Origin of the sequence: Cohnella phaseoli (assembly GCF_003386235.1) — a bacterium.
Taxonomy (GTDB): Bacteria; Bacillota; Bacilli; order Paenibacillales; family Paenibacillaceae; genus Cohnella; species Cohnella phaseoli.
The window spans coordinates 85766-111217 of record NZ_QRDZ01000019.1 but is presented as its reverse complement, the minus strand read 5'-3'; the positions used below and the strand labels follow the sequence as shown (position 1 = coordinate 111217).

Genomic DNA, 25452 nt, shown 5'->3' with positions numbered 1-25452 from the left:
AGGGAGAGCGGATGGAAGCGCGGCTCTCCCTTTCTTATAGCCAAATGCGATTATTGAAAGCCTGCAAGGAGGAATGCCAAGCATGAATCGTACGTCTAAAAAAATGCTCCGTCTCAAGGAAGAGCTGCCGTTTCATCTGCTGCTTTTGCCGGGAGTCGTGTTTATTGCTATCTATCATTATGGACCGCTTGCCGGACTTGCGATGGCGTTCCAGAAGTTCCAGCCGATCGCCGGTTTCTTTCATTCCAAGTGGGTCGGGATGAAAAACTTCGAATACATTTTCAATTTACCGGATTTCAGTCAAGTATTCTGGAACACCCTGGAGATCGCCGTGCTGAAAATCGTGTTCGGTCTGGCCGTGCCGCTCCTTCTGGCGCTGCTGCTCAACGAGGCGACGAAAAGCTGGTTCGTGCGTTCCGTGCAGACGAGCGTGTTTCTGCCCTTTTTCTTATCGTGGACGATTCTGGGAGGAGTTCTGTTCGAGCTGTTCTCTTTCAAGGGGCCGATCAATGCGCTGTTCGCTTGGTTGGGACTCGATCCGGTGCTTTTTATGGGCGATGCCGGATGGTTTCGCGCCATCCTTGTCGGTTCCGATGTGTGGAAAGGGATGGGCTACAACATGATTATTTTCCTCGCATCGATCGCGGGCATTAATCAAAATCTCTATGAAGCGGCGCAGGTAGACGGGGCGGGCAGATGGAAGCAGGCGATCCATGTGACGCTTCCCGGGATGGCGCCCATCATTATTCTAATCAGCACGCTTAGCATTGGAGGAATTCTTAACGCGGGATTCGAGCAGGTGCTTGTGCTCTACAACCCGACCGTATACAGCAGCGCCGACGTGATCGACACCTTCGTGTACCGTCTTGGCCTGTTTGACCAGCAGTATTCTCCCGCCGCGGCGATCGGGCTGTTCAAATCCGTCATTTCCTTATTTCTAGTCAGCCTGTCCTACTATCTGGCCTATCGGTTCAGCAAATACCGTATATTCTAACTGCATTGGGGGAAAACGCATGCCGTTTCGGAGAATGGCGTTCAGCCGCCAATTATTCATTGTGATCAATTCGATTGTGCTCGCCAGCTTGTTTGTGCTAGGGCTGCTGCCTTTTATCCATCTGCTGTCCGTATCGCTTAGCTCCAATATCGCCGCCTTGTCCAACCAAGTTAAGCTATGGCCAGTCGGCTTTACGCTTGAAGCCTATCGGTTCCTCGGCCAGAAGCCGGAATTTCTGGATTCGCTGGTCGTCAGTCTGCAAAGGGTCGTGCTGGGGACCGCGATCAATATGGCGCTTGTCGTCATGGCGGCGTATCCGCTGTCCAAGGAAGTGGAGAGATTTCGTCTGCGGACGATGTACGTGTGGTTTTTTGCCGTGACGATGTTTCTCGGGGGAGGTCTCATCCCGACCTATATCGTTGTGAAAGAGACCGGAATTATGGACTCGATCTGGGCTTTGATCTTACCCGGCGCGTTGAGCGTATGGCACATGGTCATGCTGCTTAACTTTTTCCGGTCGGTGCCCAGGGATTTGGAGGAAGCCGCGATCGTGGACGGAGCGGGCCAGCTCAAGATTCTGGCGAGGATCTACTTGCCGATATCGCTGCCGGCAATCGCCACGATCCTGCTGTTCACGCTGGTCGGCCACTGGAATTCTTGGTTCGACGGGATTTTGTATATGAATTCCCCAAGCCATTATCCGCTGCAAAGCTACCTATACACGCTTGTTACCAAAATCAACATCGAGGCGATCTCCACGGAGGATCTGGGAGCGTTGAACCGATTAAGCGAGAAGACGCTTCGTTCGGCGCAGATTTTCCTCGGTGCGCTGCCGATTATGGTCGTCTATCCGTTTCTTCAACGTTATTTCATTAAAGGCATTACGGTCGGGAGCGTGAAAGAATGAACCGTACAGAGTCCTTCCCTCGATTATTCGTAACGGATTTGGACGGAACCTTGCTTGGAGGCGGGCTCCGTCCTTACTCCCGCATTCCGGACGCGGTCTGCCGGCTGCTTGATCGCCTGGATCGAAGCGGCTGCCAATGGATGACAAACACGGCATGGGAGGCCAGGCCTCAGATCGATCTGATTGCCGCAAGCTCGATGGTGAGCCGTCCTCTCTATATATCGGGTAGCGTCGGCATGGAGCTAGGCGTGCTGAAAGGAGGTGAATTAGCGGAGGTTCAGCCCTACACCGCACAGCACAGGGAGCGTCTGGCAGAGGTGTGCCGATCCGGGCTGCATCCGTTCGTCAAGGAGATGTGCGGGCGTTTCGATTCCGGTTTTATCCTGTTTAACGGATTTTGGTTTGCGCTTACGCCTGTAGAGGGGCAGCTTGAAGCCATGTTCGCCTATTTGCGCGAGCGTCAGCCGCAGCTGCCGGAGCTTGTCATCAGCCTTCTTCCACATGAGAAGAGGTTTCATGCCCATCCGGCGTTTCTGACGAAGGACAAGCCGATACGGGAAGCGATGAGGCTTCACGATCTGACTCCCGATCAAATCGTCGTAGCCGGAGACGAGCTTCCCGACTTGCCTATGATGGACCCTGCCGTGGCGGCGCATGCGATCTGCCCGGGCAACGCTCATCCGGAAGTGAAGCGGCGAGTGCTGGAAATGGGAGGGGTTGTCGGGGAGGCCGATTGCGGGGCGGGAATCGTTCAGGCTTTTGAAGCGTTGTGCGCAAAGAATGGCTGGCAGTTGAACTAACATCTGCGAATGGAGGATTTGACATGAAAAAGTGCTTGGTACGGGTACTGGGATGTCTTCTCTTATTGTCGTCTTTGCCTATGGGGGGAGTTGATAGCGTTAGCGCTTCAGCCGTTCCTCAAGTCATCATTACGGAAATGGTCCCGCAGCCGAACAAGTCGCCTACCGATCCTACGGACTCCTACGAGTATATCGAGCTTCACAATACTGGTTCGAGCAGCGTTGATCTGGCCGATTACCGGTTGAAGGTTTGGACGACGCCTACGACGAGTCAAACCTGGGATATTACAGCTAGCAAGACGATCCCGGCCGGAGGCGTAATGGTCGTATGGGTGTACAACGTTTATGCTGCAGGGCTGACACTTGCCGATTTTAATGCTCATTACGGTGTGAGTCTGACGACGGCGAACAGTTATATTCTAACTGTTCCCGGGACGGAGAGACTTCCGAATACGGGCGTCCAGAAGGTCGTGCTTGCACGGGATACCGGAGAGGAAGTGAGCATCGCGAAATACAACGATGCCGTCTTCAACAATACGGACAGATGGGAAGACACCGCGATTGCCGACGGCGGTATCGTCTACGAGTATCCGGAATATGAGTTTCCCGGCAATATCACCATGCGCAAAATCGCTTCGAATCAGAAGGCGACGCCGGGAGCTCTTCCGTCCTACCCGAACATCTGGATCACGGAGCTCATGCCGAATTCGTCTGCCGGCGGCGGCAGCCCGAACGATGCTTACGAGTATATCGAGCTGTATAATAACTCCTCTTCCTCGATTGATCTGGCAGGATACAAATTCCAGTGGTATTACAATACGGCCAGTCCGTCGACCTATGTTACCTGGGATTTGTGGGCAAACCATACCGTGCCGGCGAAGAGCCGCGTCGTCGTATGGCTGCAGCGCACGGAAAGCGCGGGGAAGACGATCGCCGACTTCAAAAACCATTACGACGTATATGTCGAAGATTCTGTCATTTACCCCTTCGAGACGGCAGCCCAGGGATTGGCGAATACGGGGAAAAAGTCTCTGGCACTCTACACGGACGGGGGGACGGAAGTCAGCCGAGTCACCTACAACGACGGGACGTCGAACGATACGACCGCTACGGTCGATACCGCCGAGGATAAAAGCATCGTCTACAGCTACCCTGTCGATAACACGACGAACATGCGCAAGGTAGCCTCCAGTCAGTACGCAACGCCAGGGGAGACGTACAACTGGTTTTACGGAGACGTTCACGGTCATACAGAATATGATACGTATGGGAAGGGAACGCCTGCGCAGGCGTACAAGGATACAAAGGATCGGGGCGCGGATTTCTTCTTCCTCTCGGAGCATGGGGAAGAGCTGGATCACCGGACCGACTATCCACAGAGCGAGGAATGGCGGGATATTCGGCTGCAAGCCGATCTTCACAATTTTCCGTCCACCTACTCCTCCTTCCCGGGCTTCGAGATCGCGTATAACCACAATACCGGTTATTACGGCCATTTGAACGTGTTTAATACCGAATGGTTCTATGAGCGCTACAACAAGAGCTTCCCGAGTTTGTTCGATGAGCTGAGGGCGACCCCGGAAGCGGTGGCGCAATTCAACCATCCGGAGGATCATTTCGGCGAATTCAACGATTTTACTAATCCGGATGGTGATCCTTTGACGTACGACTTGATTCCGTTAATCGAAGTGCGGACCGACCGTCAATTCGAGTACTTTAAGAGGGGATTGGATAAGGGCTGGCATTTCGCCCCCACCTTCGGCGGAGACGATCACGCGGCGAACTGGCTAAGTACGAAGAGCCGCACGGTCGTATTGGCGGAATCCAATACTCGAGACAGCATTCTGGACGCGATGCGTAAGCGAAGGGTGTATTCCAGCTACGGCGATGCCGATCTTCGCGTCAACTTCAAAATCAACGGCGCGGAAATGGGCTCCAAGCTCACTAGCCCTGGGACGCTTAACATTGATGTTACGGCGGTGAATCCGACTGCGGACAATATTTCGAAGATAACGGTGTATTCCAATAACGGAAGAGTCGTCGCATCCCAGACGTTCAGCAGCCGCAAAGCGCGATTAACCGCCTCGCTACCGCCGCAATACGGTTATTATTTTGCCCGGGTGGAGCAGAGCGACGGGGATTGGGCCGTGACGGCCCCAATCTGGATCGTCGATCCGATGCCCATGGAGCTAAGTATGGGAAACCGCCAAACAACCGGAGCCGCGCCGGTTCAAGTCGAAGCGACCGTTCATAATAACGGAGTTTCCGCGCTTACGAACGTGGTAGTAAAGTTTTTCAAAGACAGCTTCGATCCGGCGAACGAGATCGGCGTAACGACTTTATCGTCGATTGCTGCTTCGGGATCGGCGACGGCGGTTACGGCGCAGGTTCCGGCATCCGCGGGAGTCAAAATATTAGTCCAAGCCACGGCGACGATCGACGGCGTATCCCGGACGATCTCCAATTCCGTGATCGTTCCCGAACTGCTCATTACCGAGCTGGCGGGCAATTCTCCCGGGGGCACCGGTCCGGATGTCGACGAGTTTGACTTCATCGAAGTCTACAACAACACGAAGAACGCGATCAATCTTGGAGACTACGCCATACGTTACGATTATACCGACGAAAACGACAAGCTGGACGTGACGGGCAGCTTCGTCATCCCGGCCCAATCGGCGAAAGTGCTGTGGCTGCGTCTGCCTGGCAGCACCAAGACGCTGGCGGATTTCAATGCGGCTTACAATACGTCGCTGACCACATCTGACGCCTATATTCTGAATGCCACCTCGCGGCAGAACAAAGCGTTGAACGGCAACGCGACATGGGTGCAGCTCGTGCGCGATTCGAATGACTCCGTCGTATCCATGGCCGTGTATAACGAAGGTACAAGTGCGGAATACGGCCCGATCGTGGACGGAGAGCATGTGATTTCGTTTTTGGATACGACGTTAGACGGATCAAGCATTGTCTACGGAAGCCCGCTGGACGGAACCTACAAAATGAGCAAGCTGTCGACCAATCAGCCCCCTACTCCGGGGAGTGTATTGAGCTCTCAATTACCTCCCAGTTGAAGCGCTTGGCGGGCGAGGGGCTTAGGCCATTCGACGTTTAGGCAAACTTCAAAGGGGCACAAAGCTCCAACTTCCGGTACAATAGAAGCGTTAACGCAAAATAGAGAAACGGGAGTGTGGGTGCAAAGTGGCATTGAAAGCAGTCGTGTTCGATTTTGACGGGACGTTGATGGATACCGAATCTAGCGCTTACGAGTCCATCAACAGCATCTATGCGGATCATGGGCAGGAGCTTGCGTTGGAGACTTGGGCCGTATGCATCGGTACGATCGGCGGCTTCGATCCGCATGCGGACCTGCAGACCAGAACGGGCAAAACGTTGGATAAGGATGGGCTGCACAAAATGTATCGGACGAGGCACGTTGAACGGCTGCAGAGTGCCTCTCTTCGTCTCGGCGTGCTGGATCGGTTGGAGGAGGCGCGCAGCTTGGGCTGGAAAATCGGTCTTGCCTCCAGTTCGGATCTTGCTTGGATAGAGGGGCATCTTCGCCGGCAGGGGATCAGAGATTATTTCGAGGTCATCCGTTCCTCCGACGACGTGAAGCGGGTCAAGCCCGATCCGGAGCTGTATATTCGCGCGGTAGAGGCTCTAGGAGTTAAACCGGACGAAGCGCTTGCGATCGAAGACTCGGTGAACGGACTGCGCGCAGCCAAAGCCGCCGGATTGTGGGGGCTGGCCGTTCCGAACCCGGTTACGAAGCAGATGGACTTTGTTCAAGCCGATATTCTTGTGAGCGATCTCGATCAGACGACGTTCGCTCAAGTCGAAGCGGAGCTGCAAGCGCGCATCGTTCAGAAATAGAGGGTAGCTTGGCGTAGGATTCCGGATCGAAATCGCCTGCGACATATTCGGTCCGGGATCGACAACGTCTGATAGGATAAAAGGGAAAACCTGTGAAATAAGTAGTAGATTTTTCCTAGTACTTTTGTTATATTGATCCTAACATCTAACAGATATGGAGGATTTCTATGACAAGTTCGAAGGTAATGAAATGGGTGACGGGAGCTTTTGAGATCTTTTTGGGAATTCCGTTCGTGGGCGGCTTGATTATTATCGGAACCTATTACACTCCGCTCGTCGTCATGTTCATTTTGCACATCATCACGTTAGTACTTTCGTCCAAAAATAACGAAGTCAAATACGGATCCATTCTTGGAATCGTAACGTCTTTGGTCGCATGGATTCCTTTCGTTGGTATGATCATGCACATCGTTACCGGTATTCTGTTGATGGTCAGCGCTGCGAAAAAGGAATCTTCTCAGTCATCTGGTGTAAGCGCTTAATAAAATGAACGAAAGCCGGCCTCAAGGGGCCGGCTTTCTTATGGCAATATCGTCCGAGCTGCCATAACGCGCCAAAGCCTTCTCCGCCGATTCCAGCATCCGCTTGCGCAGGCCGTCGCCCTCCACAATTTTGACCCGCAGCCCGAGAAAACGGATTTTGGACAGCAGAAACTCGCTCTCATCCGCTAAGTAAGTTACATGAATGAGGTAGCGGTTTTCCTCCTCCTCGAAGCTCACCGACTTATCGAAGCAGGAGAAGGCGTACAAAATTCGCGACAGCTCGGCGTTGTAGGTTCGGACGACTTCAATGACGGCCTGCTCCTTGCGTTTCTCCAAGTGCGCCGCTACTCGGGCCCGCAGTTCCTCGACCCGTTCGGGAGGGAGGAGGGTTTCTTCGACCGAAACAATGCTTTGCAGCTTGGTCGCCATGAAGGAGCGCCCCCGCGTGCTGTACCAGAGCAAATACCATTCTCTCTTGACCATGCTATATTCCAGCTTGACGGGAAGGCCCGGTTGATTCGCCTTCGTTCCTCCGTGCTTGATCCGGGAAGTGAGCAGCATGCCTTTATCCTGCATGATCATTCGTCTCAATGAGCGCAGGAGCGGGTGATAGACTTGGCGTTCGGCATTTTTGGCCTTTTCAACAATGAAATCCCGGTGGTTGATTCCCGGTTTGTTTTGCAGGATGCGATTGAGCTTCTCCAGCGTACCTGGAGTAAAGGCTACCACAGAGGAGCTATGAGCCAGCGCCGTTCGGAGCCATGTCCGTTCCTGCGAAGTAAGGGCGAGGGCATCCGACTCGTCCAGCCGGGAGAGAATCTGATAGTTAAAAATCTTCTCGAACGGATTCATAATTGTTCCGAATCTCCTCCCATTCCGCGATCATCTCTTTGCGAAGCCAAGCGGGCTCCAGCACCTCGCAGCTTGATCCGAAGCTTCTGAGCCAAGGCTTGATTTCGTAAATGCCGTTAACTGTAATCTCGTACAGAAAGGTTGCCTCCGTCTCCTCGCGAATCGTGCCCCACTGGCCCTGCGCTTCAACGCGATCCCGAATGAAGTTAGCTCCCGCGCGGTCGGGATTGTAGAAACGGGCCACGACCTTCACCGGACGCAGCGTGTCCGTCACCCAGCTTCGCTCCAACTGTTCTTGCGCGCGGGCAAGCTGACTGGTGAATTGCGTCTCCTCCACGGCATCGCCAATCTCGATCTGCGTCAGTCCCTCCATACGGTATTTCATCAAGCCGAGCTTGGAGCTGTGGCCGATCAGATACCAGCGTCCGTATTGATGGTCGTAGATCACGAGCAGGGGGAGCGTCGTTTCGTCGCTGCCTTCCGTATCCCGCTCAAACAGTGGATTGGTATTTTTCGAGGCGTAGTTTTTACCCTTTTTGGGAGATAGATAGAGAAACTGCAGCCGTCTCCGCTCGCGAATCGCTTGAAAAACGGTATGCAAATGCGCTTCGTCCAAAATGCGAGAATGGTAGTGGTACTTGTACAGATGAGTTTCCGACGTTTCGGGAGAGAAGCCGCGTTTACCGAGCGCCTTCTTCAGCGTATCGCGCAGCAGATAGCCTTGAACCGCCGGGACTTGCGTGTTGGCCATGACGTCCACGTAATCGTACAGATCAAGCAGCTCATCGTCGGACAGATGATCGACCAAATCGTTGGCCGCTCTGTAGCGATAAGGACGACCGCCTTCGCAGCGAGTGATAACTCCGACCTCTTCAAGGTACTTTAGATCGCCGCGAATGGTTTTCTCGTCAGGGCATGGGAAATCCAGAGGCATGTTGTCGCTGCACTCGTCCAGAAGCTCCTTGGCGGTCAGCTCCCGATCCTGCAAAAGGGTGATCGTTAGAGAGAGCCGCACGCTTTCCGACTCCTTGAGCGATTTGGCCCGGAACAGAAACAGCAGCAGCGGGTCGGCAGATTCATAGTGATTATAGCGAAGCCCTTCCGTGAGGTCGGATTCCTGATTAGCGGAGAGAGGCTGAAGAGACGTTCTCATATCCTTGAGATAGCGGAGCGTCTTGTCATACGTATGTACGGAAATGCCCAGACGGGAGGCGAATTGCTGCCTGGAATAGGCCCCTCCGGCCAACGCAAGCAGCCTGAGAAACTGTACCTCTTTGTCGAAGCTTTCCCGAGCCATTGTCGTTCCTCCGTTCTCTTCCTTTTTCCATATAAGTTCCATTGTAGCAATTGCGGAAGGCGGGGGGAATGGGAATTTTTCGACGTATGGTTCGATGGTGAAGCTTTTGGTCGTTGTCAGAACGGGATTCCTTGGCCAATGGCCAGTTAGTCAAATTGATGCTTGCTATTTGTAGTGCGATGGTTTATAATGAAATTTATAGAACTTATGGACAAATTCACATAACGTAGAGGGTTATTCTTTTATGTTAATAACCTTGTACACTATGTGAATTTTTTATTTTTAATCGAATAAGAAGATCATGTAAATACTAATAAGGTGGTCATCAGTATGGAATCGGGAACAGTAAAATGGTTTAACGCAGACAAAGGCTTCGGCTTTATCGAAGTTGAAGGCGGCAACGACGTATTCGTTCATTTCAGCGCAATCGTCGGCGACGGTTACAAAGCTTTGGACGAAGGTCAACGGGTCGAATTCAACATCGTTCAAGGCAACCGCGGCCCGCAAGCCGAGAATGTCGTCAAGCTGTAAATAAGGACTTGCCCCGAACCAAGCGTTTGGGGCATTTTTTTTACCGCTGCCTCCATTTCAAAATAGAAAGAGGGAATGTACTTGTATTATTCTCGGAAAAGACCGTTGGAAGAGCTGCCGGAAGAAATCACCGCAATTTGGACGTGCCCCGGAGAGAACTGCAAGGGTTGGATGAGAGATAATTTCACGTTTTCCATCGTTCCCATCTGTCCCCAATGCAAAACCGAAATGGTCAGAAGCGAAAAAATGCTTGCCATGATCGAGAATACAAGTCCTAACCAGCTTAAAGTGTGAGCTTGCGGCGGGTTGAGCTATAGACATGTACGTAGCAAGAGCGGGGGAAGTGAGCGGATAACGCGATTTCCTAAAAAAACTACATCTTTTGCTTAATGAATGGTATACTGGCTAACAAATCACAAGTTTGGACGCGGAAGCACCGTGGATGCAGCTTAATTCTGCATGCTCGGTGTTTTTTGTCGTTCAGTGCTATTTTTGCTATGCCGCAATTAACGCCATTAAAAAAAGTATTGGTCCCCGGCAGCCCGTTCCACTATAATCAATTCCAAAAAGCCAAATGGACGGGGGATGAGAGCGATTCGGCACAAATTCAGCATCAAGCATAAGCTGTTCGCGATTTTCCTGGGTATCTCGCTCCTTCCGATCATCCTTATCACCGTCGTGTCTTACAGGGGATACTCGGATCTTATTCATCGTCAGGTGAGCGCGACCGCCGCCAACTTACTGGATAGCAGCATGAACAAGCTCGGCGATGCCTTAGACGAGATCGCGGGTGTGAGCCAGACGTTTGCCTACCAGCCCTATTCGCCAGACAATCGTTCAATCATCGACATTTTGCGGAGGCACAAGGCGTACACCGACGATTTGAACAGCTTCGAGCTGCTTCAGAGCCATCGGGACTTGAAGTTTCTGTTCGAGAGTCTGCTCTATACGCATCGCTATATGAACGGAATTTATTTGTTTGCCGCAGGGGGCAACTCCTTCTACTACGCCAGAACGGACAATGATTTGCTGCTAGGGTACCGTCCTGAGGGGGCGGACTGGTACAAAAGAACGCTGGAGGACGGAATTTATGTAAGCGATATCGGACGCAAGGACTATTCGATGTCGGCCAAGCCGTCGGTTTCATTTTCTCGTCTGATCGTTGACCCGACGACGAACGAGCCGTTAGGCGTCGTCCTGATCGACTGCAATCTGGAGCTGTTCGGCGGCATCGACAAAAACATACTTCCGCAGCAGTCCGCTATGTTCATTACGGGCTTGGACGGACGCATCGAATACGACAGCTCGGAAGGGAAGGAGGGCGTACCTCTATCGGCGAGCGGCGAAGAGCTGCTGTCTGGCAAAGAGGCCGGGCAGTTCATGGACGACAAGGGCGAATGGCTGACGATCTTCAAAACGTTTCCGAATTACGAGTGGAAGCTCGTCCTCCGGGTGTCGATGGCGGCATTGGAGAACCAGTTCGTTCCCGTGCGCAACGTGCTGATCGCGATAGCGGCCACCTGCTGCATCATGTTCTGGGCGATTTCCTTTTTCCTGTCGCGCATGGTCACGAGGCCAATCGTCAACTTGAGCCGCATCATGAAGTCGGAGAAGTCCAATGAGGTGCTCCTGAACAACAAATACCTGCAGGGCAGCGACGAGATCGCGACCTTGTACAATGAGTACAACGCAATGATTGCGGAGAACAAGGCGATAATTAAGGAGCGTTATCAGAACCGGATCATTGTGCTGGATTCCCAGATGAGGGCGCTGGAGGCGCAGATCAACTCTCATTTTCTGTACAACACCTTGGAGTCGATCAACAGCATCGCGGACGTGGAAGGCGTCGTTAGCATCACGGTCATTACGAAGGCTCTGGGCGATATGTTCCGTTACAGCATCAAGACGGACAGCGAGCAGGTACGGCTGCGGGACGAGCTTACCCATGTGCTGAATTACTTGACGATCCAGAAGATGCGCTACGGGGACAGGCTGGTTTTTGAAATTGAGATCGACGAACATGCACGCGAGGAAAAAATATTGAAGCTCATCCTGCAGCCTTTGGTGGAAAATGCGATCTATCATGGTCTGGAGACGAAAGAGGGGCCGGGGAAAATTACGATTTCGGGGCGGATGAACGACGACTCGCTTGAGATCGATATTCGCGACGACGGATCGGGGATGACGGAGAAGCAGCTAGAGCAGCTTCGGCGTCAGCTTAAAGTGCCGCCTCGCTTCACGGAGATGGGCCGCAGAGATAAGGGCGGCATCGGCGTATCCAACATTCACTCGCGCATTCGCTTGTATTACGGCGAAGCGTCGCAAGAAGCCGGAATCGAAGTAGATAGCAAGCCGGGCCAGGGCACGAACGTTCGTGTCCGCGTACCGAAGCTCAAGCCGTAGAGTTAAGAGTCAAGAAGGGAGCAGGCCAATCATGTACAGCTATGTCATCGTGGACGACGAGCCGCTCATTCGCAGCGGCATACGCAGTAAAATCGACAGCTTCGCCGAGTCGCTCGGACTGCTCTGCGTAGGAGAAGCGAACAACGGGAGAGAGGCGCTGGCTCTCATCGCCGAACGGGACCCGCAAATTATCGTGACGGATATGCGCATGCCGGGAGTGGACGGTCGGGAGCTGCTTGCCCTGCTGAAGCAGAGCTATTCGGACAAGCAGATGATCGTCGTTAGCGGCTACAAAGATTACGAGTATATGATGGGTGCAATCGAAGCGCAGGTCGCGGGCTATTTGCTCAAGCCGTTCAGCCGCGAGGAGGTTCAGGCGGTTATGGCAAAAGCGATCGAGGCGATCGAAGCGGCTGCGGCGTCCAAAGGTTTGCGGGAGAAGCTCGACGACATGCAGGCCGAGCAGGAACGCTTGCACGAACAATACGATTTGGAGCTGTGCCGCGTTCAGATCGAATCGGGAAGACATGGAGCGGCTTCTGCAGAGTTTCAGTCGCATCGGGGCCGCGCGCTGCAGTCGATCAAGCGCTACATGCTGTTGTCGCAGTATGCAACCGATGCTCAGAATGCACAGAGGACAGACTTGCGTCGACTTGCCGAGCTGCTTCAGGAGCAGCAGGAGTTCTCTTCGGAGCTTGCCCTCATTCCGGGTTCGGTGGAGGCATGGCTTTATCTCGTTGTGCCGTTGAATTCGTTGGACGACTCTGAGCGCGTCCATAAGCTGGCTAAGCAATGGATGATGGGGGCGCACGTGGACGATAAGACCGAAAGCCGACTTCTGATCGCCGCAAGTCTACCGAAGCGGGATCTGGGGCAGCTTCACGAAGCTTATCTGGAATGTCGTTCGGCGATGGACGCCTGTTCCGCAGATACGATGTACGGCTACGGCAGCTACGAGCGTCAGCCCGCAAAGTCGGAGCGATGGGAGGAAACGGATCGGCTCGTTTATTTGCTGGAGTCTGGGTCGGCGGATAAGGCGGCGAAGGAGTTAGACGATGCTTTATTCCGAGACGCCATGACTTGGAGCGAAGCCAAGTCCCGATGCCGGCAGCTGATCGAAGCGATAATGAACGCGGCGCGCCAGGAGCTTCTGCTCGCGCCTCACGATTGGGCGAAGAATGCGGATGTCATAATAGACGAAGGATACGACAGCAGACGGTTGAGCGAATACATGCAGGAGCTTCTGCAAGCGATCGAATCGCCGCTCCGCTCATCCGGCGCGGACTCGTCCCACAGTCTGGTCCGCAAGCTTCAAAGCTATATTGAAGCCCATTACCACGAGGACCTGTCGCTGCAGAAGCTGGCGCAGCGATTCTTCGTTAACGCCAGCTATTGCAGCTACATTTTCAAGGAAAAGACCGGCATGAACCTGTCGGAGTTTCTATCGGCCAAGCGAATCGCCAAGGCGAAGGAGCTGCTGGAACGAACCGATTACCCGCTCGACCGTATCGCCAGACTGGTCGGCTACAGCAACGACAAGTATTTGATTCGGATTTTCAAGAAATCGACAGGCGATACTCCGCAAGCCTATCGACAATCCCGGCGGCGCTAGTCCCCAAAAAAAGTACACCCCAAATGCCAAAATCCTGTTCCGAATTCTCGATTATAATCGACTTGTGCACAGTAAGGGCGAGCTTGCCGCAACACATACGAGCATCGACAATCATAGGGAGGGCTTGTCCGAGATGAGAAAAAGCTTAGTAACGGCGCTGGCGATTGTGCTGGCATTTGCCTTGGCCGCATGCGGTAAAGGCGACAATTCCGCCAATAATGGAAGCGGTGCCAATTCCCCGAAACCAGAAAACGAACCGATCACGATTACGATGCTGGGACCCGGGAACGCTTCGACGGATAAGAAGGATTTCAATACGGAGATCTTCCCGGAGCTGGTCAAAGAGAAATTCCCCCACGTCACGATCCAATCCGAGACGCTTCCGAACGAGCAATACATTACGACTCTGAAAGCGAGAATGGCGACGGGCGGCGGACCCGACATCTTCTTCTACTGGCCGAAAATGCAGGCGCTGGACGTCGTGAAGCCGGGCTATGCGAAGGAAATTACCGGGCTGTCGGTGCTGGACAAGTTTAATTCCGGCGTCGTGGACGCTTTTGCCGTCGATGGCAAGCAATATGCTATTCCGTCCGGAGTTAACATTCTCGGAGTCTATTACAACAAATCGCTGTTCGAGCAGGCCGGCATCACGGAAATTCCCGGGGATTGGGAAGCTTTCCTCGCCGCCTGCCAGAAGCTTCAGGACGCCGGCATACAGCCGCTCGTCTCCGGGGACAAAGACGGCTTCGTTGCGCAGTTCGGCTTGTATCAGCTGGCGGCCTCGATCGTGTATCCGCAGGAGAACGATTTCGACGCCAAGCTGTTGGCGGGAGAGCAGAGCTTTGCCGACCCGAAATGGCAGGAAGTGCTGACGAAATACAAAACGCTGTACGATCGCGGATTCGTCCAGAAGAACTCTCTTGGCGCAGGCAACACGCAGGCCCAGCAGCTATTCATCGACGGCAAAGCCGCCATGACGATCGACGGCAACTGGTCGCAGTCCAACCTCACGCAGAAGGGCGCAGTCGACTTCGATCGCGGATTTTTCCCGCTGCCGGGCAACGATCCGGGCGAGTCGATCGGCTTGTCCGCGGCGCCTAGCGGAGGAACGTTCATCAACGCGAAGACGGAGCATTACGATACGATCGTCCAAATTATGGAGTACATGTACGACGGCGAATCCCCGCTATTCAAAGCATGGGTGGAGTACAACGTAGGGCAGGTTCCGTCCTACAAAGGTGTGGATTTCCAAGGCGGCGAGGTGTTCGACGAATACTACCGGCTGTTCCAGACGAGCCCGTCCTGGTACTTCAGCAACCAGGCTTGGCCGGGCGGATTGTCCGACGAGCTGTGCGCCAAAGTCCAGGAGATGATCAGCGGCAAGGAAACGGTCGAAGGCGTGGCCAAGGCGGCCGATCTGAAGCTGTCCGAGCTAATGGCCCAGCAGCAGCAGTAGGAGTCGAGAGGGCGGCCGATCCCCGGCCGCCCTTAGGAAGGAGCAGCTATGAGCGAGGCTTTTAAGAAAAGAATGTACTGGTTCGCCGTGCCGGCCTTGGCCGTGTACGTCACCTTCTGGATCTGTCCGGTCCTTCTCACCTTTTACTACAGCCTGACGAATTCGAACGGATTCGATACCCAATACCGGTATGTCGGCTTCCAAAATTACGAGTATCTTCTCAAAGACGGAACGCTCGCCAACGCTATGAAAAATACGCTCGTCTACACGATCGGAAGCGTTATCGCGACCAACGTTCTGGCGCTGGCTTTAGCGATGGGGCTTAACGCCAAGCTTCGACTGAGCGGGCTTTACCGAACGTTTGCCTACGTTCCGACCTTGTTCAGCACGATCGTGGTCGGCTTTATTTGGGGCTTTATTTATTTGCCCGATTATGGTCTGCTAGCTGCACTGCTGAACAAAATCGGTCTCGGAGGCTGGGAGCTGAACCTGCTCGGCGACGCCTCCACCGCCCTGTGGGCAACGATGGCCGTCGACGTATGGAAAGGCTTCGGGGGAACGATGATCATTTATTTGGCCGGACTTCAATCCGTGCCGGCGGAGCTGGAGGAAGCGGGGCGCATGGACGGCGCGAACGGCTGGCAGTTGATCCGTCGGATCAAGCTTCCGCTGCTGGCCGCCGCCGTGACGATCAACGTGACGCTGGGACTCATTAACGGCCTTAAGCAATTCGACTACATTTACACGATGACGCAGGGCGGTCCGGGCAAATCGACGAGAACGCTCATGTTCGAGATGTTTCGGATGGCCTTCGCGGAGTCGCTGTTCGGCAAGGCGGCCGCGCTTGGCGTTATCTCCTTTGTGGTCATTTCCGCCGTAACCATGGTGTTCGTCAAACTCCTAAGGTCCAGGGAGGTGTCCGCATGAGAACCCGCAACCGAATCCGCTCCATCCTTCTTCATGCGGCTATTGCTTTGTTCTCTGTCGCCAGCCTGTATCCGCTTGTGATCGTATTGTCCGGCTCCTTGCGGCCGCCGGGACAGTCGGCCGCTCCGCTTAACCTGTTCGAGCAGGTGACGATGAGCAGCTACCGGGTCGCATACGAAACGATGAAATACCCGCTGTCGCTGTGGAACAGCGTGCTGCTGACCTTCATCTCCGTGACGGCGGTCGTGCTGCTGGCCTCCGCGGCCGCCTATCCGATGGCCCGCATTCAGAGCCGGACCAGCCGTTTTCTGGCGATGTTCTTTCTGTCGGGGCTGATCGTTTCGGGCCAAATGGCGCTGATCCCGATCTACACGGTGATGGACGCCTTGCAGATCAAGGACGGGCAGCTGGCGAGCATCCTGATGTTTTTGACGTGCAGCCTGCCGTTTTCCACTTTTCTGTATACCGGGTTTATCAATAGCAGCGTCCCGTATGAGCTGGAGGAGGCGGCCGTGATCGACGGGGCGGGGCTGCTTCGACGGTACTGGGGAATCGTATTCCCGCTGCTGCTCCCGGCTACGACGGCCGTCATCATTACGCAGGCGGTATGGATCTGGAACGATTTTCTCTATCCGCTCGTGTTTATCACCCAGCCCGACCAGAAGCCGCTGCCTCTCGTGATGATCCGGTTTCTCGGAGACCGGGAAAACCCGACGCAATGGAATCAGCTTTTCGCGGCTTGCGTGCTGTGTACGCTTCCGATGATCGCGGCGTTCTCTTTGTTGCAAAGGTATTTCATCGGGGGCATGACCGTCGGCGCGGTGAAAGGATAGGGAGGAATCGTGATGAAAACAGGATTTATCTTTCCGAGCTTGGTGTCCGCGGATGCCGGAGACGGGGAGGCGCTCAACGTATCTTCGATGCTGGATAAGGGAGAAAGCTCCGCTTATCTATCCGTGGGCGGATCGCGAGCTCCCAGCGTGCTGCTGGACTTCGGCATTAAGACGACCGGCTATTTTTTCGTCGAGCTGGAGGAAAGCTCGGGAGACGAGCTGGTCATCCAGTACGGCCCTCTGCGCGACGCACTGATCAAAACGCTTATCGTCCCGATGCCTGCTGACGGAGTGCTGTGGGTCGACGAAGAATATATCGCCCTGCGCTACATGAAGCTGTCTATCCGCAGCAAGGCGGTGCTTCCGTCTCCCTGCCAGGCTTCGATTCGACGGATCGGCGTGAAGTTTTCCGCCTATCCCTGCGTGTATCGCGGCAGCTTCCGTGCGACCGATCCTTTCTGGGAGAAGCTGTGGCGGACCGGTGCCTATACGACTCAGCTCTGCTTGCAGCGTTCCCGTTTTGCCAGCACCTTCCGCAACGAGCTGCCCGAGCCTCATCGGACTTTCGTGAACGAGTGGCGCAGCCCGTATTCGGATTACGTCATTTTCGACGGGCCGCGCAGAGATCGCGAAGCCTGGATCGGCGATATTCGCACGGAAGCGCTCAACATTTATTACGCGTTCGGAGCGAACGAGACGGTGAAGAGCAGCCTGCACCTTTTCCATGCGCTGCAAGAGAGCTCGGGGCTGATTCCGGGGAGCGCGGCTTCCCGGCAAGCTTTTACCGAATACAACCTGTGGTGGATCATTTCGATCTGGGAGCATTATCTGTTCACGGAGGACCGGGCCTTCCTCGATAAAATGTACGAAGGCTATCGCTCCTTAATGGACTGGATCGAATTTCGACTCGATTCCCGCGGCTTTCTGTACAACGACAAAACGTGGATGTGGACGTTTCCGCGCGAGGGATACGGCTCGGCTACGCAATGCGTCCTGTATCGGGCATTGCAGTGCGCCGCTCGGATCGAAGAAGAAGCGGGAGAGCGCGAGCGGGTAGAGGCGCTGGAACGGCTGGCCGCCCATCTGCGCCGTCAACTTATCGACACCTACTGGGACGAGGATAAAGGAGTCTTCAGCGATGTGCTTAATCTCGAAGATGCGGACGTCGTATTAAGCGACGTGAACTGCTACGCCGTCGTCTTCGGCTTGGCAGACCGGAAGATGTCGGAACGCATTCTAAGCTACTTGAAAGCCGAGATGTGGACCCCTTACGGCTCTGCGACATTGGATCGCAAGCTGGAGAGGGCAGTCCCCGCCGCAGGCTGCACGCATTTCCAGACGTATTTGCCGGGGATGAGTCTGACGGACGAGCAGACGATGAGCTTTATGTGGCCGCACAACAAGCAGATCTGGCCGTTCATGAACGGCTATGAGGTTGAAGCCCGATTCTTGGCGGATCAGGCCGACGAGGCGCTGGAGCTCACCCGAAGATGCTGGGGAACGATGCTGGCTCAAGAGCCGGGCACGTATTGGGAAATGATCGATGCCGAGAACGGCGAATTTCCGCTGCGGTCGTTTTTCGAGTTTTCCAAAGGAGATGCGCTGAACAGCGCCTGCCACGGCTGGTCGGGCTGGATCTCGGCGATTCTGCAAGGCTATGCGTTAGGCGTAAGGCCGCTGCGGCCCGGATTCCGGGAGACGCTGATCGCTCCGCGGCTTGGTGCCGGCCTGACCGAGATCGAAGGTGCGATCCCTACGCCTCATGGCCCGATTTCTGTGAAAATCGACGGCGATGAGCGTCAAGTCAGGCTGAAGGTCGGTCATCCCGAGGCGGTTTCGGTGGTCTATGATTTTAACAGCCGTTTTTTCGAAGGGAAACGGATTTTGATCAATGGCGAAGCTTGGCGCCCGTAACGGCAACCCACTTTCTTAATAAGCGAGGGATCAAGGATGAAACGCGGAGTAAAAAGGTTTTGCCTGCTTGGTTTATTGTTTCTGGTTGCAGTAACGACTGTGCCGATGACCGATGCGACTCGCGCTTTTGCATCTCCGAACTTGACGGTATGGGCGGCCGACGGGCTAACCAAGCTGTTCCGGGCCACGCTTCCTCCCGACGATGCGCCGGGGACGATCAGCCTGCTGGCGGCTCGCAACGAGTATCGGGCCGGACAGCTCGGCATTCGTTCCGCCCAGGAGCTGAATGACTTGTCCGTATCGGTGGGACCGTTGACGGGACCGGGCGGGGCACATATCGCGGCTTCCAACATCAGTGCGAGATTGGTGGACTTCATTCATCTGAAGCAGCATACGGATCAACTGCCGGTGGAGCATCAGGTTCTCGCTCCGGACGCCAGCATGGATTACCCCGATCGGATCACCCACGATTCGACGTTAGCCGTATTGGCCGCCAACACGACGCAGCCGGTCTGGTACAGCGTTTATGTGCCTGCCGGCACTCCGGCCGGTACGTATACCGGAACGGTAACGGTCCAATCGAACGAGGGAAGCGCCAGCGTACCGGTTAACGTTCGGGTGTACGACGTAACGCTGCCGGACGGACGGTTGTCCTCGTATAAGGTCGACAACTGGTTTTCCTCGGCCGGTTGGGAGCCGGCGGCAATGGAAGCTCTGCGCTACCAGTATGGAATTACGGAGTTTTCGAACGACTGGTGGACCGTGATGACTAGTTTTGCTCAGTACATGAAGAAGCACCGCAATAACGTCATCTGGGTCGATCCGATCGGCTATCTGGTTCCCGACGTGCAAATCGACGCGAACGGGGATTACACGTTCGATTGGACGAAGTTCGATCGATTTGCGCAACTTTTCATCGACGAAGGCGCGTTGAAGGAGCTGCACGGCGCAAGCCTGATGACGAAAGCCGGCGACCGCTATCAGGTTCGCACGATTCAGAAAATCAACGGCACGCCGCAAATGGTTCCCGTTCCCGCCCAATCGGCCGAAGCGGAGGCTTGGCTCGCCGTCTATCTTCCCGCGCTGAAAGCGCATTTGAACGCGAAGGGCTGGCTGAATCTGTTCTACCAAAGCGGAGGGGACGAGCCGATCAACGATCAGGACCGCGCGGACGACAATTGGTTTTACGGCAAGGTGCATTCGCTTGCGCCGGGCATCCGGACGATCGAGGCCAACTTCGTGCCGACCTATGCTTTCGAGGATACGTTGGACGTGCAGGTGGTGAAGCAAAGCAACTACGATTACGAAGCCAACTACCATAAAATCAGGCAGGATTTCGGGCAGGAAGTGTGGCTGTACATTTGCAACTATCCGACGTGGGAGTATCTGGTGCGCAATATCGACGCCTCGCTGGCGAAAACGGTGCTTCCGCACTGGTACACGTTCCGGCACGGAATGGACGGGTATTTGCATTGGGGCTTCAACTTCTGGAATTTGAACTCCGCTTCCGGCAATCGGCCGGTTACGGCATCCAGCTCCTATGAAGCTGCCGGGTGGTCGACCGCGAATCTGACCGACGGCACGATCAGCTCTCTGCCTTCCTCGATGGGATGGAGCAGCAGCTCGAATACGGGGGTTAACCATTCCGAATGGATCACGGTCGATCTGGGCGCGAGCACGGAGGTGCGCAAGGCGACGCTGTTCCCGAGGGACGACGGAGCGAACCGGGGGTACGGCTTTCCGATCGATTTCTCGATTCACGTATCGGAGGATAACGTCAACTGGACGACCGTCGTATCGGAAACCGGCCATCCTCAGCCGACCGTGTACGATGAAGCGCCGAGCTTTTCGTTTGCGCCGGTATCGGCTCGTTACGTGAAGATCGAGGGCACGAATTTGCGCTCCAACCCGAATGATGGAGGCGCTTATCGGATGCAGCTTGCGGAGATCGCCGTCTACGGCATGGACGACGTGCTGAAGGAGGCGGACACGCCGACTCCGGGAGACCGCTGGCTGGTATATCCGGACAAAGCTAACTTGGGCCTGTTCGAATCGATTCGCGGCGAAGCCGAGCTGGAAGGCATCCAGGACCGGGAGCTTCTGATGCTGCTGGCAGAGTCGAAGCCCGATCTGGCGCAAAATATCGCCGAAGCGCTCATCTATAGCGGAACGAGCTACAATGCCGACGGGAATGCGATTCGAATGGCGCGTCAGGCGATTCTGGACAATCTGGCGGGCAGCGGCGCGAACGAAACGTTCGTAGACGAGATGGACGATTTCGGCGGCATCTACGAACGGAGCGCCAATCTGACGGTGGACGGCTCCTATGCCGGCGTCATTGCCGAGAACGATGCCGGACGCATTCGCAGAACGGCGGGCTCCGAGGAGCATATCGTCTACAATCGCTTCAATATCCGTTCTTTTACGGCTACTTTGTATTACGAAGGCTCACATGATCTCCGGTTCTATGCTTCGCCGGATAATCGCGCGTGGACGCCAATCTCCGTAACGGAAGATACCCCCGTGCAGACCTCGGCGCCTTGGAACCGAATCCGACTGAGCGCAGACGACATTCCATGGGGAACGAACTATTTGAAGGTCGTATACAGCGCCGCCAATGATTACGACTGGGTTCCGCAGTTGGGGCGGATGGAGATCGTCTCCGGCTACGGAGCGGGCGGCCCTCCGACGGTACTCCGCGATACGATGGACAATTTCCGCTGGATGCACGCTCGCAGCGCCAACCTCGTCATGGACGGCTCTTACGCGAACGAGATTGCGGGAGGGGATGCAGGTCGGGTTCGCCGGACGGCGAATTCGGACGAATGGTTCGTATACAAACGCACAAACATGCTCAGCTTCAAGGCTTCGATCTATTACGAGGGTTCGGGACAGCTGGAGCTCTATGCTTCGCCGGACGGCAGCACCTGGTCGCCGCTTAGTCCGGTCTGGGGCGCGCCCGTCTCCGCTCCAGGCGGCTCGCCTTGGTTCAGCAGGAACGTCGAAGTATCTTCTCTGCCCTCGGGAACGAACTTCCTGAAGGTCGTTCTTCCCGCAACGAATACGTATTCTTGGGCTCCTCAGATTGGGGAGGTATGGATGGAGTCGGTTTCCTAATTCTATCGTTATATAGCAAAATCGCCGGTGCCTATCGAGGGCGTCGGCGATTTTTTTCTTATATCCAGAGTATAAAATTCGCGCTCTTATGGTTGATCACGCCCTCTTTTCTTACGGGCGGCAGGCCACCTGAGTAGAAAAATTAAAGCGGATAATCCGCCTTAATTCGACCAAATGAGCGAAAACGATCGATTTAAGAAGGAAAACCCCTCTTATTTATCCGAAATGGGAGATTTTTAGGAATTAAAGCGGAAAATCCGCCTTATTTTCCCCGAAAATAGTACAGCATCACTTTTAAGACGGCTTTTCCGCCTTAGACTAATAAGTCTACGCTCTAAGCGGATCAAGCCGAGTAACCCCAGTAACCCCAGCCGGTTATACTCCTCTTCGGCATCGGGATCGAATCGCACATCAAAACGATCTTCGGACATCACGACTTCGGACTTCTCCTGATGTCTCTCCAAGATTTTGCAGCCGCTGGATTCTGCTCGTTCCGTTCGATGCGCTGTAACAAGAGACGGTGCTCTTCTTCATCTTCTAGCTGAGTAAGTCGTTCGTACATCTGCTCGAAGAGTTCGTAGCTAATCAGGACTGAATCGACAGTACCATTATCCGTAATAAATTGAGGGAGTTCCTTTGCTTTTTTTCGCAGATCCCCAAACTTTTTGGCTGCTTCCGATGAGGTAATCAACTGATCAACGGTAAGTGTTGGCTTGGTTATCGTTTTCACCATCCTTATTTCTCCTTCCTATTATTAATTTATGCCTCATTATTAAAATAGTCATACTCATTTCACTCATTATGTTACGTAAAATTATGCGTAATTTCAAGAGCTTCAACGGGCACGCCTAGCGTGGTTTAGAGTGTCCCCCCTGTTGAAATCCACAATCAATTCCCGCCAATTTTTTCATTTTCCACAAAAGAGCTCTCCGAAGAATATGCTATGATTTTTTACACAAAATCGTAACCTTCGAAAAGGGAGTTGGCTGGTATGATTATCGGAGTACCCAAGGAAATCAAAAATAACGAAAATCGGGTGGCGTTGACGCCGGCGGGAGTCGTTTCCTTCATTGCGGCAGGACATCAAGTCGTTCTGGAGAAAAATGCGGGGAAAGGCAGCGGTTTCTCGGATTCGGACTATGTGCAAGCGGGGGCTCGCGTCGCCGATTCTGCTGCGGAGGTCTGGCAGACGGCGGAGATGATTATGAAGGTCAAAGAACCGCTGTCGAGCGAATATGGTCATTTCCGTCCCGGATTGATATTATTTACTTACTTGCACTTGGCTGCGGAGCCGGAGCTGGCTGCTGCTCTTAAGGCCAAGGAAGTCGTCGCCATCGCTTACGAGACGGTTGCCGTAGGGCGTACTCTGCCGCTGCTGACGCCGATGAGCGAGGTGGCCGGGCGGATGTCGATTCAATTGGGAGCGCAGTTTCTGCAGCAAAACAACGGCGGACAAGGCATTCTGCTATCCGGCGTTCCGGGAGTCGGTCGGGGCAAGGTAAGCATAGTCGGAGGCGGTGTCGTCGGGACGAATGCGGCGAAGATCGCAATTGGACTGGGAGCAGACGTGACGATTCTCGATGTAAGCGCAGACAGGCTGCGTCAGCTGGACGATATTTTCGGCACGCAGATTCGTACCTTGATCTCCAATTCCTACAATATCGCCCAAGCGGTTGCCGAAGCGGACTTGCTGGTCGGCGCGGTGCTTATTCCCGGAGCGAAGGCGCCGAAGCTGATTACCGAAGAGATGGTGAAGAAGATGAAGCCGGGGTCGGTGATCGTCGACGTCGCCATTGATCAAGGCGGAATCGTATCGACGATCGACAGGGTTACAACGCACGATCATCCCGTTTTCGAGAAGCATGGCGTGCTTCACTATTCCGTAGCGAATATGCCGGGCGCGGTTCCGAGAACGTCGACCCTTGCGCTGACGAACGTTACCGTTCCGTATGCCTTGCAGATTGCGGGCAAAGGGCTGAATCGAGCTATCAGCGACAACGATTCGTTGAAGCAGGGCGTAAATGTGGCTAACGGCCAAATCACCTCCGAAGCGGTCGCTCGCGACCTCGGAGAGGTTTTCGTGTCAGTCGAGGAGGCGCTCAAGCTCCAATTGACGGCCAGCATATAAGTTGAATCAGAGATACTTCTAAGAGATGGCCCAATGGAATGGAGAAAGGGAATGCAATGGGATTCCCGTCCATGGGTTCAACTTATTATAGAGATAAAATCGGCAGCATCAAGCCGGTCGGAGTTAGAAGGAGAGGTAAGCTTTGCAGCTCACACAGTCCCTGACGAGATACAGAGAGACTTGGATAGAAATCTCGTTGGATGCCATTAAGCACAACGTACGGCAATTCAAGCAGTTTATAGATCCGGCTACCCGGCTAATGGCGGTAGTGAAGGCCGATGGCTACGGTCACGGAGCCGTAGTCGCGGCTAATGCGGCTTTGGAGGCGGGAGCCGATTACTTGGCGGTTGCACTGCTGGAAGAGGCTCTGGAATTGAGAGCGACTGGCATACGCGCTCCGATTCTGGTGTTAGGGGCCATTCCGCTGAGTGCAATAAGGGCGGCAATCGAGGCGGACATCTCCATTACCGCGATCAGCTCCGACATGGTTCGGGAGGCTGCCGCGCAATCGACCGCTTTGAAGAAGTCTGCCGTCCTGCATCTCAAAGTAGACACCGGGATGTCGCGACTTGGCGTGAGCTCCAAGGAAGAGGTGCTCGCAATCGCGAATCTAGCACGCTCCTACGCCCAACTTAGAATAGAAGGCATCTTCACCCATCTTGCTTACGCCGATGGAGAGGACCCGACTTATTCTCGCCTCCAATTTTCGCGTTTTCAAGAAACTTTGGACTATCTGGAAGAGGCGGGACATTGCATCGAGATCAAGCATTGCTGCAACAGCGCGGGGACGATGAATTTTCCCGAGATGCATCTGGACATGGTGCGGATCGGGATCGCCCTTTACGGACTGTATCCTGCGGAGACGCTGAAGATCAGCCATCCGATCCGGCTTAAGCAGGCGTTCCGCATGCTGACGAGAATTTCCGCGTTGAAGCGAATACCGGGAAATCAACCTGTTGGCTACGGGTGTACATCGGTTTCAAATACAGAGCGCACCATTGCCGTATTGCCTGCTGGATATGCGGACGGGATTTCCCGTCTGCTATCCAATCGGGGCGGCGTCCGGGTCCGCGGGCAAGCGGCACCGATCGTCGGTAGAGTCTGCATGGACCAGACGATGATCGACGTGACCGGAATTGCCGAATGCCGATTAGGGGACGAGGTTGTTTTGATCGGAACGGAGGATTCGGGGCCTGCGGCGCTGGACAACATTGCCGAGCTCATGGGGACGATTAATTACGAGGTCATATGTCTGATTGGCGGGAGAACGCCTCGCGTGTTTGTGTAGCCAACGAAGATCAAACCATCTATAATTTCTTCTGAAAG

20 protein-coding genes are annotated in these 25452 nt (G+C 54.5%); 17 read left to right on the top strand and 3 right to left on the bottom strand.

The annotated features are described in order from the left end of the window. The first annotated feature begins 103 nt into the window (after nucleotides 1–103). The 6 genes from DFP98_RS22500 (at nucleotide 104) to DFP98_RS22475 (ending at nucleotide 7056) form a co-directional block, all read left to right on the top strand. On the top strand, nucleotides 104–994 hold the full coding sequence (locus DFP98_RS22500; RefSeq protein WP_116062921.1) for an ABC transporter permease: 891 nt from the start codon (nucleotides 104–106) through the stop codon (nucleotides 992–994). Between the two features lie 19 nt (nucleotides 995–1013). Next, a complete protein-coding gene (locus tag DFP98_RS22495) occupies nucleotides 1014–1901 on the top strand; it encodes a carbohydrate ABC transporter permease (protein WP_246016646.1) in 888 nt (295 codons plus the stop codon). Beyond that, nucleotides 1898–2701: an HAD family hydrolase gene (locus tag DFP98_RS22490; RefSeq protein WP_116062854.1), complete on the top strand. Its 804-nt coding sequence runs from the start codon at nucleotides 1898–1900 to the stop codon at nucleotides 2699–2701. The genes DFP98_RS22495 and DFP98_RS22490 overlap by 4 nt, the downstream gene beginning before the upstream one ends. Before the next feature lie 23 nt (nucleotides 2702–2724). Then, a complete protein-coding gene (locus DFP98_RS22485) occupies nucleotides 2725–5772 on the top strand; it encodes a lamin tail domain-containing protein (protein WP_116062853.1) in 3048 nt (1015 codons plus the stop codon). 127 nt (nucleotides 5773–5899) lie between these two features. Beyond that, nucleotides 5900–6574 carry an HAD family hydrolase gene (locus tag DFP98_RS22480; protein WP_116062852.1) on the top strand — a complete coding sequence of 225 codons (675 nt, stop codon included), beginning with the start codon at nucleotides 5900–5902 and terminating at the stop codon, nucleotides 6572–6574. 167 nt (nucleotides 6575–6741) lie between these two features. Beyond that, complete coding sequence (locus DFP98_RS22475) at nucleotides 6742–7056, top strand: hypothetical protein (protein WP_116062851.1); 315 nt, start codon at nucleotides 6742–6744, stop codon at nucleotides 7054–7056. A gap of 21 nt (nucleotides 7057–7077) precedes the next feature. On the opposite strand, the gene DFP98_RS22470 is transcribed toward DFP98_RS22475, so the two are convergent. Together DFP98_RS22470 and DFP98_RS22465 are read right to left on the bottom strand one after the other, a co-directional pair. Beyond that, nucleotides 7078–7908 (bottom strand): WYL domain-containing protein, encoded by an 831-nt coding sequence (locus tag DFP98_RS22470; protein ID WP_116062850.1) that lies wholly within the window; start codon nucleotides 7906–7908, stop codon nucleotides 7078–7080. After that, complete coding sequence (locus tag DFP98_RS22465) at nucleotides 7883–9205, bottom strand: helix-turn-helix transcriptional regulator (protein WP_116062849.1); 1323 nt, start codon at nucleotides 9203–9205, stop codon at nucleotides 7883–7885. Before DFP98_RS22465 ends, DFP98_RS22470 begins: the two co-directional genes overlap by 26 nt. Nucleotides 9206–9535: 330 nt before the next feature. Between DFP98_RS22465 and DFP98_RS22460 the strand changes: the two genes are divergently transcribed. From DFP98_RS22460 to DFP98_RS22420, 9 genes are all read left to right on the top strand, one after another. Next, complete coding sequence (locus DFP98_RS22460) at nucleotides 9536–9736, top strand: cold-shock protein (protein ID WP_094042991.1); 201 nt, start codon at nucleotides 9536–9538, stop codon at nucleotides 9734–9736. A 75-nt stretch (nucleotides 9737–9811) separates the two neighbouring features. Then, complete coding sequence (locus DFP98_RS22455) at nucleotides 9812–10030, top strand: cold-shock protein (RefSeq protein ID WP_391572682.1); 219 nt, start codon at nucleotides 9812–9814, stop codon at nucleotides 10028–10030. Between the two features lie 291 nt (nucleotides 10031–10321). Next, the gene (locus DFP98_RS22450; RefSeq protein ID WP_116062847.1) at nucleotides 10322–12139 is read left to right on the top strand and encodes a cache domain-containing sensor histidine kinase; all 1818 of its coding nucleotides are present in this window, start codon (nucleotides 10322–10324) and stop codon (nucleotides 12137–12139) included. Nucleotides 12140–12170: 31 nt separating this feature from the next. After that, nucleotides 12171–13751, top strand: a complete 1581-nt coding sequence (locus tag DFP98_RS22445) for a response regulator (protein ID WP_116062846.1) — start codon at nucleotides 12171–12173, stop codon at nucleotides 13749–13751. A 133-nt stretch (nucleotides 13752–13884) separates the two neighbouring features. After that, nucleotides 13885–15207 carry an ABC transporter substrate-binding protein gene (locus DFP98_RS22440; protein ID WP_116062845.1) on the top strand — a complete coding sequence of 441 codons (1323 nt, stop codon included), beginning with the start codon at nucleotides 13885–13887 and terminating at the stop codon, nucleotides 15205–15207. 48 nt (nucleotides 15208–15255) lie between these two features. Beyond that, the gene (locus tag DFP98_RS22435) at nucleotides 15256–16134 is read left to right on the top strand and encodes a carbohydrate ABC transporter permease (RefSeq protein WP_116062844.1); all 879 of its coding nucleotides are present in this window, start codon (nucleotides 15256–15258) and stop codon (nucleotides 16132–16134) included. Beyond that, nucleotides 16131–16967, top strand: a complete 837-nt coding sequence (locus tag DFP98_RS22430; RefSeq protein WP_116062843.1) for a carbohydrate ABC transporter permease — start codon at nucleotides 16131–16133, stop codon at nucleotides 16965–16967. Before DFP98_RS22435 ends, DFP98_RS22430 begins: the two co-directional genes overlap by 4 nt. Nucleotides 16968–16979: 12 nt before the next feature. Further along, nucleotides 16980–18881 (top strand): alpha-L-rhamnosidase-related protein, encoded by a 1902-nt coding sequence (locus DFP98_RS22425; RefSeq protein WP_116062842.1) that lies wholly within the window; start codon nucleotides 16980–16982, stop codon nucleotides 18879–18881. A 36-nt stretch (nucleotides 18882–18917) separates the two neighbouring features. Further along, nucleotides 18918–21998: a glycoside hydrolase domain-containing protein gene (locus DFP98_RS22420; protein ID WP_116062841.1), complete on the top strand. Its 3081-nt coding sequence runs from the start codon at nucleotides 18918–18920 to the stop codon at nucleotides 21996–21998. 430 nt (nucleotides 21999–22428) lie between these two features. On the opposite strand, the gene DFP98_RS22410 is transcribed toward DFP98_RS22420, so the two are convergent. Then, nucleotides 22429–22731 carry a type II toxin-antitoxin system prevent-host-death family antitoxin gene (locus DFP98_RS22410; RefSeq protein ID WP_116062839.1) on the bottom strand — a complete coding sequence of 101 codons (303 nt, stop codon included), beginning with the start codon at nucleotides 22729–22731 and terminating at the stop codon, nucleotides 22429–22431. A 258-nt stretch (nucleotides 22732–22989) separates the two neighbouring features. Between DFP98_RS22410 and ald the strand changes: the two genes are divergently transcribed. After that, the gene (gene ald, locus DFP98_RS22405; RefSeq protein WP_116062838.1) at nucleotides 22990–24126 is read left to right on the top strand and encodes an alanine dehydrogenase; all 1137 of its coding nucleotides are present in this window, start codon (nucleotides 22990–22992) and stop codon (nucleotides 24124–24126) included. Nucleotides 24127–24268: 142 nt separating this feature from the next. Beyond that, nucleotides 24269–25414: an alanine racemase gene (gene alr, locus DFP98_RS22400; protein WP_246016645.1), complete on the top strand. Its 1146-nt coding sequence runs from the start codon at nucleotides 24269–24271 to the stop codon at nucleotides 25412–25414. Nucleotides 25415–25452: the final 38 nt, after the last annotated feature.